Source organism: Leptospira neocaledonica (assembly GCF_002812205.1).
Taxonomy (GTDB): domain Bacteria; phylum Spirochaetota; class Leptospiria; order Leptospirales; family Leptospiraceae; genus Leptospira_B; species Leptospira_B neocaledonica.
On the sequence record NZ_NPEA01000013.1, the window covers coordinates 64831 to 79201 of the forward strand.

The 14371-nt window shown below is 41.1% G+C and carries 16 protein-coding genes; 9 read left to right on the forward strand and 7 right to left on the reverse strand.

Going from position 1 to position 14371, the window contains the following annotated elements:
• Position 1 precedes the first annotated feature (1 nt).
• The 5 genes from mrdA to CH365_RS19030 all read left to right on the forward strand — a co-directional run bounded on the left by mrdA (position 2) and on the right by CH365_RS19030 (position 6124).
• On the forward strand, positions 2 to 1942 hold the full coding sequence (mrdA, locus tag CH365_RS19010; RefSeq protein ID WP_100770125.1) for a penicillin-binding protein 2: 1941 nt from the start codon (positions 2 to 4) through the stop codon (positions 1940 to 1942).
• A complete protein-coding gene (rodA, locus tag CH365_RS19015; protein ID WP_100770126.1) occupies positions 1939 to 3459 on the forward strand; it encodes a rod shape-determining protein RodA in 1521 nt (506 codons plus the stop codon). The genes mrdA and rodA overlap by 4 nt, the downstream gene beginning before the upstream one ends.
• Before the next feature lie 65 nt (positions 3460 to 3524).
• Positions 3525 to 4316: a hypothetical protein gene (locus CH365_RS19020; RefSeq protein ID WP_100770127.1), complete on the forward strand. Its 792-nt coding sequence runs from the start codon at positions 3525 to 3527 to the stop codon at positions 4314 to 4316.
• 76 nt (positions 4317 to 4392) lie between these two features.
• Entirely contained in the window at positions 4393 to 4950 is a 558-nt protein-coding gene (locus CH365_RS19025) for a hypothetical protein (RefSeq protein WP_100770128.1), read from the forward strand.
• Between the two features lie 88 nt (positions 4951 to 5038).
• The gene (locus CH365_RS19030; protein WP_100770129.1) at positions 5039 to 6124 is read left to right on the forward strand and encodes a hypothetical protein; all 1086 of its coding nucleotides are present in this window, start codon (positions 5039 to 5041) and stop codon (positions 6122 to 6124) included.
• A gap of 36 nt (positions 6125 to 6160) precedes the next feature.
• Here the strand turns inward: CH365_RS19030 and CH365_RS19035 are convergent, their stop codons facing one another.
• On the reverse strand, positions 6161 to 6385 hold the full coding sequence (locus tag CH365_RS19035) for a DUF1858 domain-containing protein (protein WP_008593840.1): 225 nt from the start codon (positions 6383 to 6385) through the stop codon (positions 6161 to 6163).
• A 66-nt stretch (positions 6386 to 6451) separates the two neighbouring features.
• Here CH365_RS19035 and CH365_RS19040 point away from each other — a divergent pair, with 66 nt between their 5' ends.
• Complete coding sequence (locus tag CH365_RS19040) at positions 6452 to 6856, forward strand: 6-carboxytetrahydropterin synthase (RefSeq protein ID WP_100770130.1); 405 nt, start codon at positions 6452 to 6454, stop codon at positions 6854 to 6856.
• A gap of 143 nt (positions 6857 to 6999) precedes the next feature.
• Here the strand turns inward: CH365_RS19040 and CH365_RS19045 are convergent, their stop codons facing one another.
• The gene (locus CH365_RS19045; RefSeq protein ID WP_100711614.1) at positions 7000 to 7410 is read right to left on the reverse strand and encodes a hypothetical protein; all 411 of its coding nucleotides are present in this window, start codon (positions 7408 to 7410) and stop codon (positions 7000 to 7002) included.
• Between the two features lie 112 nt (positions 7411 to 7522).
• Here CH365_RS19045 and CH365_RS19050 point away from each other — a divergent pair, with 112 nt between their 5' ends.
• The gene (locus CH365_RS19050; protein WP_100770131.1) at positions 7523 to 9487 is read left to right on the forward strand and encodes an acetoacetate--CoA ligase; all 1965 of its coding nucleotides are present in this window, start codon (positions 7523 to 7525) and stop codon (positions 9485 to 9487) included.
• A 64-nt stretch (positions 9488 to 9551) separates the two neighbouring features.
• Here the strand turns inward: CH365_RS19050 and CH365_RS19055 are convergent, their stop codons facing one another.
• Genes CH365_RS19055 through CH365_RS19070 form a run of 4 tightly spaced genes read right to left on the reverse strand, consistent with a single transcriptional unit; the run spans position 9552 to position 11735 of the window.
• On the reverse strand, positions 9552 to 9884 hold the full coding sequence (locus CH365_RS19055) for a hypothetical protein (protein ID WP_100770132.1): 333 nt from the start codon (positions 9882 to 9884) through the stop codon (positions 9552 to 9554).
• Complete coding sequence (locus CH365_RS19060) at positions 9881 to 10420, reverse strand: RNA polymerase sigma factor (protein ID WP_100770133.1); 540 nt, start codon at positions 10418 to 10420, stop codon at positions 9881 to 9883. Before CH365_RS19060 ends, CH365_RS19055 begins: the two co-directional genes overlap by 4 nt.
• A gap of 2 nt (positions 10421 to 10422) precedes the next feature.
• A complete protein-coding gene (locus tag CH365_RS19065; RefSeq protein ID WP_100770134.1) occupies positions 10423 to 10974 on the reverse strand; it encodes a Spy/CpxP family protein refolding chaperone in 552 nt (183 codons plus the stop codon).
• 23 nt (positions 10975 to 10997) lie between these two features.
• Complete coding sequence (locus CH365_RS19070; protein ID WP_100770135.1) at positions 10998 to 11735, reverse strand: LIC10920 family plasminogen-binding lipoprotein; 738 nt, start codon at positions 11733 to 11735, stop codon at positions 10998 to 11000.
• Positions 11736 to 11903: 168 nt separating this feature from the next.
• Here CH365_RS19070 and CH365_RS19075 point away from each other — a divergent pair, with 168 nt between their 5' ends.
• A complete protein-coding gene (locus tag CH365_RS19075; RefSeq protein WP_244283324.1) occupies positions 11904 to 12731 on the forward strand; it encodes a substrate-binding periplasmic protein in 828 nt (275 codons plus the stop codon).
• A gap of 18 nt (positions 12732 to 12749) precedes the next feature.
• Entirely contained in the window at positions 12750 to 13616 is an 867-nt protein-coding gene (locus CH365_RS19080; protein WP_100770137.1) for an MBL fold metallo-hydrolase, read from the forward strand.
• Here CH365_RS19080 and CH365_RS19085 read toward each other — a convergent pair.
• On the reverse strand, positions 13613 to 14242 hold the full coding sequence (locus CH365_RS19085; RefSeq protein ID WP_100770138.1) for a lytic transglycosylase domain-containing protein: 630 nt from the start codon (positions 14240 to 14242) through the stop codon (positions 13613 to 13615). The genes CH365_RS19080 and CH365_RS19085 overlap by 4 nt on opposite strands.
• Positions 14243 to 14371: the final 129 nt, after the last annotated feature.

The window sequence follows — 14371 nt, forward strand, 5'->3', positions numbered from 1 at the left end:
AATGTTGGGGGGAGGAGGATCTTCTTCAGCCACAGAGTTTAGACTGGAGCGCAGTTTCAGGCTAAGACTATACATGTTCTCCGGACTTGTCGCATTCGCGTTAATCGCATTCGTGATCCAGTTATTTAATCTTCAGATCGTACAAGGAACGGATAACTCTTTAAAAGCGGAGAAGTTCGTCCGAAAAAGTGAAACAATTCCTGCTGCCAGGGGAGAAATGTTCGATCGGAACTTTCTTACTCCTGAAACTTCGATGGCACTTGTTTCCAATTATTCCAGTTTGGATGCGGTATTAAACACTTCGATTCTCAAATACGATCCGGTTAGGGTTAAGAATTTTTTACAGGAATTCGCGAGAACTCTTTCTATCCCGATGTCCTATTACGAAGAGGACTTGCTCGAGCCCAAATTTTCCAAAAAGATCAAAACCAAAAAACCTTTTGTTCTTTTAGAGGCTATTTCCAAGGCTCAACAAGAACGTATATCAGTTTTTGATAATATATCTAAGTATGTGATCTTGGTTCCTTCTCCCAGAAGGATTTATAAAATGGGTCCTGCACTTGCTCATGTGACCGGATATATAGGTAAGCCGAGTAAAACAGACCTTCTTACCCGTGAAATTAAATCCTACCAATGGCTCGGAAAAGATGGGTTGGAGCTCCAATATGACTCGCGACTCAGAGGAACGGACGGATTTCGTATCCAAAAAAGAAGTTCCGAAGGAAATATTGAAGAAGAAAGGGTAGTGGAACATTCTACTCCAGGAAATAACCTCGTACTTACTATAGACAAAGATATTCAACTTGCTGCATACAAAGCCTTAAAAGGGGCCAGAGGAACCGCAATCGCAATGCGTCCTTCCACCGGAGAGATTTTGGCTATGGCTTCCAATCCAAGTTATGATCCGAATGTTCTCTCCGGAAAAAGCAGATCGGAAAGGACTGCTCATTATAAGAGAGTGGATGCGAACGGTGGATTTTTAAATCTTGCGATCCAATCTAAATTTCCTCCGGCTTCCACGTACAAAACGTTAGTTGCACTTGCTGCTTTGGAAAGCGGTCATAAGGTGGATTATACTCCTGAAACCAGCTACCAATGTAATGGTAGTTATACTTTAAAATCCACATTCGCTGGAGTTCCCGATCAAGTATTCTATTGTTGGGAGAAGGGAGGACATGGCACGAATGACCTGGCTCATGCTCTTCAAAAATCATGTTCCGTATATTTTTATAACCTAGGATACAAACTTGGTTCCGATCCTATCTTGACCTATTCTCGTTTATTCTTATTGGATCAAAAATCCAAGGTGGATCTTCCGGGAGAGATTGCAGGCCAGGTTCCTTCTCCTGCATGGAAAAAAAGAATTTATGGAACTAGATGGTTTGATGGAGATACGATCAACCTTTCTATCGGACAGGGATTCATGTCCGTTACTCCTCTTTCTATGACATTATTTTATGCAGGGTTATTGAATAGAGGGCAGATCTATCAACCTTATATAGTTAATGAAATCAGAGATCCGTTGGATAATTCGATCATTAATCGTACGGATCCTCAGAGACTGAGTGATATTCCGATCCAATCTTCTACCGTAGAAGCGATTAAAACAGGACTTAGATTGGTAGTAAAGAATGGAACTGCCGCTTTCGTATTAAATAAACCAGGACTTCCCGATATTGCAGGAAAAACAGGAACTGCCCAAACAAGAAGAAGGGGATCTTCCGGTTCCAACCATGCTTGGTTCATTGGATACGCTCCTGCAAATGCACCTGTCAGCGAACAAGTATTAGTCGCCGTATTCGTGGAATATGGAGTGGGTGGAGCGGCGGGAGCAGCGCCTGTTGCAAGAGAAATGTTTAGAGCGGCTTTCCCTCCTGGAAGTTTTAAGAGAACTGCGGAGATACCTGAAACGGCTCCTGTAGCACCGGAGAATATACAATGATGTCGGATCGTTCCATAGATAGGATTGACTACTTTTTGGTAGGCTCGGTCATCATAGTTGTGATTTGCAGCGTTCTCACATTATATTCTCAAGAATATAATTTTGACGATCCGAGTATCGGACTCATGGGCCATAAATGGTTCAAACAGTTCTTATTCTTTCTCGGCGGTTTAGTGATCATGTGGTTCGTATCTCGTATCAATTATCAATTGATCGGAGCTTACGCATTATTCGTGTATGGATTCGCTATACTATTACTCGGGCTCACGCTCATTAAATGGATTGGTTATCTTCCTTCCAGTAGGGGGGCAAGATCTTGGATTAAGATCGGACCGTTCCTGTTACAAGCATCCGAGTTTGCAAAACTTGCAACTGTGATCTTACTCGGTCAGTATCTAGTATTAAAAGAAAAAGAAATGAAGAAGTTAGTCGTACTAGTGATCCCATTTGGGATCGTACTTCTTCCTATGGCTTTGATACTTTTACAGCCTGACTTCGGGACTGCAGTTTCCTTCTTACCTATTTTATTCACCATGTTGTTTTTGGGAGGAGCCGACTATTTCCATATCGGTTCCTTCATCACATTCGGAGGGATCTCTCTCGTTCTTCCTATGTATGTGGAATATTCTAAACTTACATTACTGAATGATATTCTCGCATTCTTGCAAAGGACTGGAAAAACGGACCTTCTATCCGTAGTAAACCGATTGGGCGGAAAAACCTGGCAGGTGTTGGACGGGAAAGAGGTCGCCGGGGCCAACCTGACTCCCAAAACAATCGCTGCACTACGAGAAGTTTTCGATCAAGTAATCGACTTAGAAGCGAGTTTCGTATTTAAAATACTCTCCAACCAAGGATTATTGATCGGAGTAGGTGCAACTCTTATCATATTCAGTATAATCATGATCTTACTCAGGATCGCCAGAGGAAGTAAAACATTACGTTCTTATTATATTCCTTTGGGAATCCTCGGGATCAGTTTGATTTCTGCGGTAGTCGTGATGAAAACCGTTCCTTTCCGGGAAAACCAGGTCATTCGATTGACAGCATTTTTGAATCCTGATGAGTTCAAACAAGACGCAGGATACCAACTTAGAGCATCTAAACCTGCGGTTGGATCCGGAAAATTAGTCGGAAAAGGATTTTTAAATGCGGAAATGACGGAAGGAAAAATCCCTCATGTTCCTGAATCCAGCACAGACTTTATATTTGCTTCCTGGGCGGAACAAACCGGATTTATAGGTTCGGTATTTTTGCTCTTCTTCTTATTCTCCATTCCGCTTAGAGGACTGCAGATCAGTTATGAAAGTAAGGATAGATTCGGATCATTGCTTGCATCCGGGATTGTTGCGATGTTATTCTATCATATGGCAATTAATATAGGGATCGTTCTTGGATTATTGCCGGTGACAGGGATTCCTCTATCCTTCATGAGTTATGGCGGTTCTCACTTGCTTATGTCCATGGCAGCGGTCGGGATCATTCTATCTATCAAGATGAGAAAACACGCAAACTGAAGTTTCTTATCGGTAAAATGGCTGACTTAGCAAAAAAGCCTGCCGATATTCTATCATAAGCCGGCATGGAAAGAGTAAAAGATTCCAGATTTCTATTCGATCTGAAAAGAAAATTCCGCTATATCTTGGAAGAAGTGGAGAAAAACACGTACGACCAAGATTCGGAAGTGAGAGAATTGGAAACACTTTGGGAAGAGATGTTTGATGTCGCTTCTCGCAATGATACTCCGTATTTTAAAGCTAGACTTTCCAATCTAAAAAGACAGCTGGACGGCTTTGTTAGGAACAAGGCTTACGAAAAACAAGAATTCGATCGGATCTATAGACAATTAGAGAAGATTCGCAAAGACGATACCGTAGAATTTTTAGATGAATCCATGCGTTCTACCTTGGGAAGGATCGCAGAAAATACCAATCGAGTAGCGGCTAACGTATCCGGCTCAGGAACAGAGCCGGGCTCTCTGAATGGAATTCCGTTACTTCTTACTTTCAGATGTGGCACAGTCCATTTTATCGTTAAATCCGGACCTAAAAAAATATTCAAAAACGTACATAGAAACAAGGACAAGGTTCTCTACGAAGGAAAAAAATATCCTATCTTCCCAAGTAGATCCATTTATTTTTCCTGGGAAGGAGAAAGTAGAGCCTGGGAAACGGAACCTGGGTCCTTACTCATGATCCGTTATCCGGAAGGGAATCGATTCTTTAGATGTGACGCATTAGGTGATACTTTCCGGATCCCAGAAGATACCTTTAAAAGAAGATTACAACCAACGGATAAACAATCTTCCGAGATCCGTTATTATTTCCGTAAAGCCGGAATTCGGTACTATTATATTCCCCAAAAAGGGGAGTAAAAAATCTTCCAGAGATGATCTATAAAAGTGATTCTTTGATCTTCAAAAAAATATAGATTTAGAATATGGAAATAATATGAAGTTTTCCTTACCGAGTATTCTACTTTTATTATCCTTTTGTATAAGTAACTGTGTTTTCACTATCGGAGATGGGTACAAAGAGTCTGTTAAAAAGTATTCCGATTTATCCGATTTTAGGACAAACAAAATATATTTAAGCGTATCTGATGAATATAGCCGTCAGGTAGAGGAAATTAAAAGCAAATCAGGAAGTATCGAGAGGATTACTCGTCTTCCTCTTCCGGAATCTTATATGATTATCAGAGATGCTATTTATTATGAGCTTCGAGGAAAATATAAATTAAACGTTGAGTTGGGTCCGCCCCAAGGAAATAATCCTCACAGCATCGTTCTGACTCCTATGAAGCCTAGGTTTGAATCTACAGTTTCTAAGGTTATTGTCGTCATGAATCGTGATAAGGATCCGGTTTATAAAATGGAAATTACGAATGAGGGATGGTTTACACTAATCGTAATAATTCCTTTTTTTAATCGTCCTAAAAATTCCGACCAATTAGCGGAAGCTATTGCTGAAAACATATATAAATCTATTACGGAAAAACCTGCGAATTAATTGTTTTCACATCTTCCCACCTAACATAAATTTAATGTAATTTAGGTTGCAATTTTCCGCATTCAGGAGAGAATCCAAAACCTTTCCGATGCAATACAATACTTCTTTCTGGGACAATTGGACATTCGAAAGTCTATTCGACCTCTACTCTGAAGGTCTGGATTTTTCAAATTCCAAAGAATTAAAGATCAATAAAGAGACAAATTCTTATGATTGGACGGAAGTTTCCACTGCTTGCGTTCAGATAGAGAGTCTATTCCATCTGATCAATGAACTCGTTTTAAGAGAAAAAATCTTCTACGACCAAAAATTCTCCGAAGGTTGGAATTCCTTCGAGAGTTTGGATTCTCTGGATGGAAGTCTTTTAGTCTCCGTGGACATACCACCAAACGAACCGGAAGTAAAAGAATCTAGAAACGAGGCCTTAAAACTATTATGTGCTACCGACTTGATGAAAAAACATCAGGAAGAAAATCTGAAAGGTTATCGGGAAAATAAACAATCTCCACATGAGTATTTTAGCCAAGTGGTTTGGGGTGCAGCCGGTAATTTAGGAAGAAGCACATTTTTAGGAGCGCATTATGTGGCTCATCCGATCCGAGCTTCCCTCTTGGAGCAAGTTCCTTTGTTTAAACCAAGCACCGATATTAATTCGGAAGTTAAAGAATGGATAGACGAAGAAAGAGTGAAGGTATTCACGAGCCTGACTCCTGTAGGACGGATGAATAATTTCCAGCTTATTCTTCCTCCTTTGGTGACGGAGGTGATAGAATCTTCTTCTTCTCTTTCCGAGATCATACCTGCTACGATCGAGACCAGGGAAAAATACAAAAAGATTAGAGAATGGATCGGAGAATACCAAATTGCTTTGGAAAGTGAAAATCCGGCACAGATCTCTAAATTTAAGAAAACATTATACAGTGTAAGCCAGGATCTGGAAAAGATGAGAAAGCCGGGAGAATTGGGAGATACTAAGGTTGGAATGTCTTATATTAGTTTAAATCTTCCGACCCCGAAAATCCCGGATCTGCGAAAATTTTTCGGAATAAGAAGTGCACTTAATAAACTTCTACTCAGTCCGAAAGGAGAGAAGGCATTACTAAAACTATTAAAATGGTTTGATTGTGAAAAAGGAGAAGAGTTCGGAACGATCCGGAAATACTTTCTATTATAAAATCGGAATGAAGGTGGGAGCCCGAAGGCGGAGAGATTACTCTCCGTCCTCGAGTAGATTGTTTAGACTATCCAGCAGAACATCTACTTCTACACCGTAGCCCATACAAACTTGCTCAATAGTTTCGAGTTCGTTAATGGAACAATGAGAGCATCCGCCCAAATGATAGCTGGAGAACACCAATCCTGCTTCCGGATGAAGACCGATCGCTTCGCCTACCGTCATTTCTTTAAAAAATCTTGGCTTGACCGCTTCCGACATGGGGAAAATCTCCTAAGTACTGGTTTAAGTTCCAGTATATAGACTCCCTAGGCCAAAGTCAATTCCATGTTTTTTCAAGAAACCGGCAAATTCTATATTCGTATTGAGGAAAGATTCGAGTCCTCTCATTATCTTTACAAATACTTCCCTGACGGCTCGGATGAGCCAATCCACGGCCATTCCTTTAAGGTAGAGGTTTATCTTTCCGGCCAAAAGAATATTGGAGAAGATGGGATCAGTTTCGATTTTTTGACCTCGAAACGTAGACTCAAGGAGCTAGTGGCTGAGCTAGACCATATTCTGATCAACGATCATGCAGATTTTAAGAAGACAAATCCCACCTCTGAAAATATGGCCCGTTGGTTTTATTATGGCTTAAAGGATAGTGTGTCAGCGGCGAAGGGAAAAGTAGATCGGATCGTCATTCACGAAGGCCCGGAAAACTTAGCGTACTTCGAGCCAATTTCCTGACCCATAGGCTTTGCCATCGAAGATGGCACCGACTTGCTTCGCAGTCGTACGCTCGCTTCCATTGTCGCTGCGGGTGGGTGCTTGAACGAAGTGAAAGCAAATCTTAAATAAACAAATTGTACTTAAATCAAAGCGGATACTTCCTAAATCTTCCCGTACGTAAAAAGAAAAACTAAATTTGCGACCGCGTAAGAAATCGTGAAATAAAAACCGATCCTTAAAGGTCGGGGAAGTCTCATCACTCCGCACAGAACAAAATGGACCGCTAAAAAACAAAGAGCCAGAGTGTTGGTCCAAAGAACAGCCTTCACCGGTTCCGAGTCTGCTCCATATAAAAGAAGAAGGACCGTAGGCAAAAGTCCCAGAAAACTCATGAACCCGCCCGTTGCGATCCAAACCATGAGGATCATTCGGGATTGTCTTTCGTCAGGATGTTGGAATACCGAGATGGCTCCCCCCACTACTAACTGGTGTAGAAAACCATGGAACGCGTAAACCAAACTTACGCATAAAAAAAGGATCGTAGGCAGGTTGAGATGATTCAGGTCTGACAACTGGAAAACTCCCGACTTCTTATCGACTCACAAATCTTACGGGATGGCTTTCACTTCACAACTAATTTACTGTTGACCTTCGGTTGAAAAAAACGAAGATAACAGGCCGGACATGAATCAAACCCTTTGGACTCCCAGTCCCGAACTCATCCAAAACTCGAGACTTACAGAATTTCAAAATTTTGCCGAACAAAAGATCGGTAAAAAATTTAAGAACTATACAGAACTACATTCCTGGTCAGTGGAATTCCTCGAAATTTTTTGGGGACTCTTATGGGAATTTGCCCCGGTCATTCATTCTAAAACTTTCGAAGATATTATCCGGCCTGGCAAAACTTTTAGAGAGGCAAAGTTTTTTCCGGGGGCGAAACTGAACTTCGCTCAAAACCTACTCCGAAAAAAGGACAATACTATCGCTCTATTTTATAGAGGAGAAAGCGGAGCGGAGAAGAGCGTAACTTACTCAGAACTGTATCAAAAAGTAGGAGCACTCGCTTCTTATTTTAGATCGGAAGGTGTGATACCTGGGGATAGGATTGCGGGACTCATGCCCAATGTTCCGGATACAGTTCTTGGGATGTTGGCGGCTACGAGTCTTGGTGCGGTTTGGACCTCTTGTTCTCCGGATTTCGGAGTCAAAGGAGTTTTGGATCGATTCGGTCAGATCAAACCTAAGATCCTGATCACTACGGACCTGTACGAATTTAAGGGTAAATCACTTCCACTTGCAAATATTGTTCAAGAAATTTCTTCTCAACTTCCTGACTTGAAAAAGATCTTAGTTTCTGAATATCCCAGTTTAGGATCCAAAGATCGGAAAAATATCACGGAAGGATTTCCTAAAAATTCAATTCCATTAGAAGAATCTTATAAATCGTTTCTGGGTCGGGATCCGGAATTCTTCCAAACGTCTTTCGATCATCCGGTATATATTATGTATTCTTCCGGAACAACAGGGCTTCCGAAATGTATGGTCCAAGGTTCCGGAGTTTTTCTGAATCATTGGAAGGAACTCGCATTACATACGGATCTGAGAGAAGGAGACGGCATATTCTATTATACAACTTGTGGCTGGATGATGTGGAACTGGCTCGTAAGTTCTCTTTCCATCGGTGCTACAGTATATTTATTCGATGGAAATCCGTTCCATCCCGATCCGGGAGTATTATTCCGTTATGTTTCCGATCGTAAGGTAAAAGTTTTCGGAGTGGGAGCCAAGTATATCCTAAGCTTGGAGAAGGAAAAATACAAACCGAGTATGGATTTATCTTCCGTAAACGTAGTACTTTCTACCGGATCTCCATTACCAGGATACGGCTTCGAATATGTATACGATTCCTGGAAGAAGGATCTAAGGCTTTCTTCAATTTCGGGAGGAACCGATCTGAATGGATGTTTTGCATTAGGAAATCCTAATTTACCTGTGCATTCTGGAGAATTACAATCTTTGGGTCTCGGAATGTCCGTCCAAATTTTCGATGATTCGGGAAAGCAGGTCCAGGGCCAAAAAGGAGAATTGGTTTGTACAAAACCATTTCCTTCTATGCCTTTGGAATTTTGGAATGATCCTGATGGAAAAAAATATTTGGGCGCTTACTTCGATACATTCCCAGACATTTGGAGGCATGGAGACTTTGCGGAAATTTTCGCTAATGGGGGAATGGTAGTATATGGAAGATCGGATGCGACTTTGAATCCTGGAGGAGTTCGTATCGGTACCGCTGATTTATATAGTCTTTTGGAAACCATTTCCGAAATTGCGGATTCAGTTGTGATTGGCCAGGAATGGAAAGACGATGTAAGAGTGATCTTATTTTTAAAGATGGCTCCTGGTGCGATCTTAGATTCTACATTCGAATCTAAGATCAAAAAGGAGATAAAGGAGAAGGTTTCTCCTCGCCATGTTCCGTCTAAGATCATTCAGGTCGTGGATATTCCTTATACTCGAAACATGAAAAAGGTAGAGATTGCGGTTAAAAAGACAGTTCAAGGAGAAGCCGTTACTAACCAAGATGCTCTTATCAATCCTGAATCATTAGAATATTATAAAAATATACCGGAGTTACAAGCGGATTAGATTCGATCTTAGGAACTTCTTCCTTGCTTCAAGATCGGAAATAAGACCCATTTTTTCGGACCTTCTATCTTTGCGAAAAAGAAGTTTCTATGATTAGATCCGTATCTTCCCAGATATATTCAGTTTCTAGGGGAGAAGCCAGAAATTCAGCAGAGTTCTGTGAGCTGGAATATGTATCTCCTGATTCTTTTAGGTTACGAATATAAAAAGTAGCAAGACCGGCTAATCCTAAAAGTAGAACTGCTGCTAAGGCCTGCCATACGAACCTTTTGTGAATTGTTTCTTGGGCTTCCGCCTTGGCGATTACCTTGCCTGCTATTCTTTTGGCAAGGTCGGGATCTTTAAGTAGAGATCCTATCTTTTGGTCTAGATCGGAATCGTTATATGGGCCTTTCATTTTTCTTCTCTTCCTTTCCGATTCGTATTAGCGAATCGGGACAACCATTCTTTTGCTCTAGAAATTCTGGACTTGACCGTTCCTTCGGAGATATCCAATTTTTTAGCGATCGATTCCATCTTCTCGCCGCCTAACCTAAGTATCATAGTTTCTTTATATGGAGAAGGCAAGAGATTAATTTGAGATTCCATCCATTTACGCTGATCCGGATCGGCTTCGGTTGCTGCTATATCTTGGGTTTCTTTCTTTTCGGAAATTTTTATCTCTGCCTGGAGTTTCGAATAAGCTATTCCTTCTCTATTCCATTTTCGAATAGCTCTTCTACATTCGTTTCTGGCTGCAACATATAGCCAGCGGTTCGCATCTTGCGTTTCCAGCGAAGGTTTGTTTTTAAATTTAAGATAATATCTTAGATATGTATCTTGGACTAGGTCTTCAACTAAGGAAGCCATCCCAGGCAGAATATGCCTATGGATGGACTTAAGGACGGTGTCCTTACTGGACTCTATGATCCTGGTTAATTCTGGTTCCGTCATTCTTATCTGCTACAGTCTCTATCTCCTGGAGGAGGAGGACCGTGGTGATGAGGAGGGAGGTCCCTTCTTTCCTTGATCCTGTTTAATCTTTCCTTATGGAGTTGATTTAGTTTTTGTTTTTGTTCCGGATTCAGAATGGATTCGAATTCCAATCTTCCTTGTATATGCAGAAATCTTAATTCGAGTTGTATGTCGCTGATTTCTTTTAGTTTGGATTTTACTGCCACCAGATCTACTTTAGGAGATTCTAATAGTTTACGTAAGGATTCATGGAGCGCCGGTAACTTCTCCCCCATGGTGCGACTAATATTCTGTCTTTTATCGGTCGCCACCTTTGCTTTTTCGATCTGTTCCGGACTGAGAGAAAGTTCTTTTGAAAATTTTTCAAAATTTCTATCTTCTCTTGGTCCTCCGCCTGGTATAAAAAAGTCGAAGGGTTCCGGGCCGAATGGGGGAGGTGGGGGTGGAGGCTCAGCAAATAAGAAGTTCCCCGATCCTAGGATTAGCAGAATAAGAATGAATAATATAAGTTTTTTGAAATCCAAAACGATCACCTACTCTTTCTGACGAATTATTTTTATTGTGTGGTACTAGTGCTTGAGGAACTTCCGGAAGAAATCGTACTACTTGTACAATTTACTTCTCCTTTGATACTTACCGAAGGACCCGAAATATTTTGAGTATTATAACAGGTATCTCCATCCTGAGTATAACACATACTCGTAGAAGTTGCCGAAGTACAATTGATATTATCTACCGTATAACATTGGGTGAGAGAAAGAGCTACACTTCCACTGGAGACTGCAGTGCCCACCAAGTCCAAATCCACTGTGAGATAAGAAAGAGCCTGAGAACTGGAAACACTTGTATCCACAGGCACGCCACTTCCTCCCCAATAAATTTTTCCGTAATTTGAAACGACTGCAGAGGTTCCTATTCTACCTGAATAAGAGAAACCTTGGGTTGAATCAATTGAACCTTGGTTTTGAGTAGCGTCATATAGAAACTTGAGATACAAATATTCTCCCGTTTTAAAATACAATCTTGTGATCACCGTAAATAGGTTAGTAGTGCTTGTACTTGTTGTAGTGGTGGTAGTTGTACTTGTGCTGGACGAACTATAAGGAGTGGCAGTCCCACAACTTGCGGTTTTGTCCATATCTAATTCTCCATCTATATTGAATGCGACTCCATCTCCGAATACGCTTAAGCTTACTTTATCTGCATCTCTATTTTCGCAGGATAAAAAACAAAATAAAAAAAATACTAAATAGGTAGGTGTATCTTTTGGCTTGGATCGGATGGAAGGATTCAAAATAAGATTCCGGATTCTCTCTTTATATATAAGTAAACCCGGAGATAGAAAAACGTTCCCCGATTCTTTTAAAAAATCGAATTTATCTGATCGACTCGAGTCTGAAAGATCCTCCTTTTTTCCCTTGATCCGTAAGGGCTAAGAAAATATAAAAGAACGGTGTTTCGAATATTCGGATTTCTATTTTCGTTTTTAATCCTTTCTCCGCTATTCTCACAAGATATCTCAGGTTCTCGTTTAGCAGAGATTCAAAAAAGAGGAGAGTTGAGAGTCACAGGAAATCGTAATTTCGATCCATTTTATATCTCGGATCCGAAGGAAGGTTTTCCCGGGTTCGATGCGGAACTTGGGAAAAAATATGCAGAATTTTTAGGAGTAAAATACACATTCACGAATCGCCCCGAATTCGAGGATTATGCGGAAGCGATTAAGAGTGGAGAGGCTGATATCGCGTTTTCGGGCTTGAGTTCTACATTAGAAAGATCTAAAAAAGGAAGTTTCAGTTCTCCTTATTTGGTCTCTTCGACCGGTGCCTTAGTGAATAAGAATGCACTTCCTCCTCCTCCCGAAGGAAATATTATCTCTACCGTATATTTCAGAAGTGTAAAGGATCTGGAAAGTGTAAGTGGTCTCAGCTTCTCGGTAAGAGCATTTTCTGCTAGTCACGAATATCTTTTAAGTATTTTTCCCAATTCCAGAATATTCACCTACGGTTCCATGGAAAGCGCTTGGAATTCTGTAAAAGAAGGGCAGGCAAATTGTTTTGTAGGGGATTCTCTCTATATTAAGGGACTTCTATTGAAACAAAGAAGTATTTTATCCAATTTTAGGGCTCTTGTTGAACCGGTTCAAGAAAATCATGTGAGTGCCTTGCTTCCAAAAGGTGATATTTATTTCTCTCGTAATTTTGAATTTTTTCTGTCTGAGCTTAAACGAACTGGAGAATTAAAAAGTTTAGAGGATAAGTATTTTAACAGGAATGATTGGGTGAAATAAAGAAATAGTCTAATCCATATGGCGACTTTGGCAAAAAGAAAGGTCCAAAATTCTCCCGGACAGGTATATGTAGATTCCAGTTGTATAGATTGTGAAACTTGCAGGATCCTAGCCTCCGATATTTTTGGAGAAGACCAAACTGGTTCGTTCGTTAAAAAACAACCCGAAACAGAATCCGAAAAATTCCAAGCCTTACAAGCATTAGTCGCTTGTCCGACTGCGTCTATCGGAACCGAGGATCGTATAGATCTTGGAGAAGCAAAAGCTTCCTTCCCAAGACAGATCCAAGACGAGGTATATCATTGCGGTTTCCATTCTAAAGATTCTTTCGGAGCATTCTCCTATTTAATTCTCCGGGAAGAAGGTAACGTACTCGTAGATTCTCCCAGATACATTCCATCACTTTCCGAAAAAATAAAAAACCTGGGCGGTATCAAATACCATTTTCTAACACATCGGGATGATATAGCGGATCACGAAAAATTCCATACGGACTTCGGAACCCAAAGAATTATTCATGAAGGAGATCTATCCGCTCTTCCAAACGCCGAGATTGTGATCAAGGGCAGGGAACCATTCTCTTTAGAAAAAGATCTATTGATTATTCCTGGGCCTGGACATACAAGAGGCCATTCTACTTTATTATATAAACATAAATTTCTATTTTCAGGAGATCATTTGGCATTTGATCCCAAGAAAGAAAGGTTGATTGCATTCAGAGGAGCTTGTTGGTATTCTTGGGAAGAACAAACCAAGTCCATGCAGGACTTGGAAAATTATAATTTTGAATGGCTTCTTCCCGGCCACGGGCACCCCGCTCATACGGATCGGAAACGTATGAGCGAGATGCTTAGGTCCTGTGTTCTATGGATGCAAAAACGTTAGAATGATTCCCTGCTTCCTAAATATTCTTCCTGGCCTGAAAACACGCTCTCTGCGTAGGCAGGAACTCCTCCCCATTTTTTAACCGCTCCCGGTCCCGCGTTGTAAGCGAGAAGCGCTAGGCGGATATTTCCCTCGTGGGTTTCCAACAAATGGTTTAGATAGGAAACTCCGAGATGAATGTTTGTCTCCGGTTCGAATAGGTCTTGCTTCTTGATATTTTTGCCTTCCCAAGATGCGATCCAAGATCCTGTTTGGGGCATGATCTGCATGAGTCCCATAGCATTCTTCTTGGATCTGGCTTTTCTAAAGAATTCTGACTCAGTTTTGATAATCCCGAGGAGAAGCCCTGCCTTCTCCCCTTTTTGGCAATAAACTCCGCAGGCGGTATTATTGATCCTTTCTGATTCCTTTTCTACGGTTAGGGAGAGAAGTTCCAGCTCAGGTTCGGTAAGGCTTGGTCTCTCGGAACGAATGTATTCTTTGATTTGGGTGGATTCTGGAAGGGAGTTCCTACCAGTAGAGCTCTTTCCGATCAAGGAGCCCGCGATTGGGGCTACCAGGGATTGGTAGAGCAGGGGTAACGAGGCGATGAATATGTATCTTTTTCGGATTTTAGGCTGGAGCATTCTCCTTGCCTCCTCTTATAGTGCATTGCACCATCTATGACCAGTCTTTTTTGCGGCGCACTACGGACCAAGCAAAAAACCGCCCGATTTTTAGAGTTTGGGAAAAAAAGTCGGTTTTTCATGGGAGAA